This window comes from Ructibacterium gallinarum (genome assembly GCF_014982785.1).
Classification (GTDB): Bacteria; Bacillota; Clostridia; order Monoglobales; family Monoglobaceae; genus Ructibacterium; species Ructibacterium gallinarum.
Window position 1 is genome coordinate 1 of sequence record NZ_JADCKB010000067.1, and the last position, 1,589, is coordinate 1,589.

The 1,589-nt window shown below is 32.3% G+C and carries 3 protein-coding genes; all 3 read right to left on the reverse strand.

Features of this window, described 5'->3' with window-relative positions; all coding sequences use genetic code 11:
• Nucleotides 1–601: DUF4145 domain-containing protein (locus INF28_RS12690; RefSeq protein WP_226393817.1), on the reverse strand; the 601-nt coding region annotated here is incomplete at its 3' end.
• Between the two features lie 77 nt (nucleotides 602–678).
• Complete coding sequence (locus tag INF28_RS12695) at nucleotides 679–1,239, reverse strand: hypothetical protein (protein ID WP_226393818.1); 561 nt, start codon at nucleotides 1,237–1,239, stop codon at nucleotides 679–681.
• 9 nt (nucleotides 1,240–1,248) lie between these two features.
• Nucleotides 1,249–1,589: restriction endonuclease subunit S (locus tag INF28_RS12700; RefSeq protein WP_226393819.1), on the reverse strand; the 341-nt coding region annotated here is incomplete at its 5' end.

Consider the following 1,589-nt stretch of genomic DNA (forward strand, 5'->3'; position numbering starts at 1 on the left):
GCATGGTATCTATGTAAAGCTTTCTCGTTTTATATTCTGTTATGTCAAGAGGTTTTGGAACATAAGACTGTTTTTGTTCACTGCGGCGTGCGGTCAGTTCTTCTTTTAAAGCTTTGTTTTCTGCAATCAATTTTTCAAAGTCAAGGTCTTTTTGTGTATCAGTAACAGGCTCGCCGCTCTTGTCAAGCAGTGTCTTATCAAAGGCTTTTTCTGTATAATCTGTTCCATAGCAATAAGCAACAAAATCTAAAAATATGTAAAGATTTTCTAAGCACAGCTTTGCTTGATCCATCGAAATTTTCTTTGCGCCGTGAGCGGCAATATTGCCTGTTTTTCGGATAAGCTCCATCCGTTTATATAAATCGGAATCCACAATATCCCGAAATTCTTCAGTGCTCATCAGGCAAGCTAATGTATTGTCATAAGGCATTTTCAAATCTTTATCAACGGAATACATCCACTTTACGGCAAACTCCATGGCACGGCGGCAGTTTAAAACAGATGCCGCCGTATCAATATTTAATATTTTTTCAGCCGATATGGCCACATCAGCAAAAGCAGAAAACTGCGGATCTGATTTTAAAAAATCAAAGTTTGTCATGGCGTATCACCTCGCTTTCATTTAATCAGTGAAAGAATTAACCATATTACAACTGAGCCACAAGAAATTATTATAGCTCATACTATATTAGAGGCAATATTTTGTCCGATAGCACGTAGCCACTGTTTGAAGTTACTTTCTCTTTCCTTTTTAATTGTTTCTATATGGCTATTATCATTTACAATGGTATTATTATTTCCTTTAACAGAAATTGTATTATTAGTAACATTTCCAATGTATGTAGTAGAAGTATGATTGTTTAATAAGTCTTGTTCTAAAAAAGTATTTTCCAATATCTTTTCAAACTTTTCCAATAAAACTTTTTTATTTGAAGAAATGCTTATATCACCATTAAATCCAATAAAAACAAAAAGCTCTATTACATTATTGGAATAAACACTAAGTGAAAAATTTTTAAACTCATAGTTATTCTGTTTATATGCATTTTTTATAAATTCCTCTAAATTATCACAGGTACAATTTAATTTAGATATTTTAAAATCAAATTTTTCATATATTTTAACATTTTTATAACCTAACTCGTTTATAGCGTTTTTTATCCAATCGTATGTATTTTTTGTATCTTGATAAGTTTCTACCCCATATTTGTTAGCTATATTTATAGAAAATTCTTCCATAAAATCCCTCTATCCAAAATATTTTTGCATTAATGCTTTTTTTAGTGTTTCTGCTTGCTCAAGGCTTTTTTGCACAACAACTTTTGATTTGTCGACCTGTTCCTTGAATTGAACAAATTGCTGTTGTCGCTCAATTGGCGGTAGATAGAGCCCTATATTTTGCATTTCCTGCGCATTTATATTGGCTTGACCAATAGCTGCTTTACATATTCTAAATAGCATTGGGTATGCGGACATAATCTTGGACTCTGAAAGGAGTAAAAGAAATGTATACGAGAGAAGAAAAAGAAAGAGCTTTAAAAGAGTTTGAACGATTAGGATCAGTGCAGGCGGTGATAACATTGTTAGGT

What these genes read in the sequence shown, in the direction of transcription:
- INF28_RS12695 (WP_226393818.1), bottom strand. Translation starts at nt 1,239, where the DNA reads ATGGAAGAATTTTCTATAAATATAGCTAACAAATATGGGGTAGAAACT.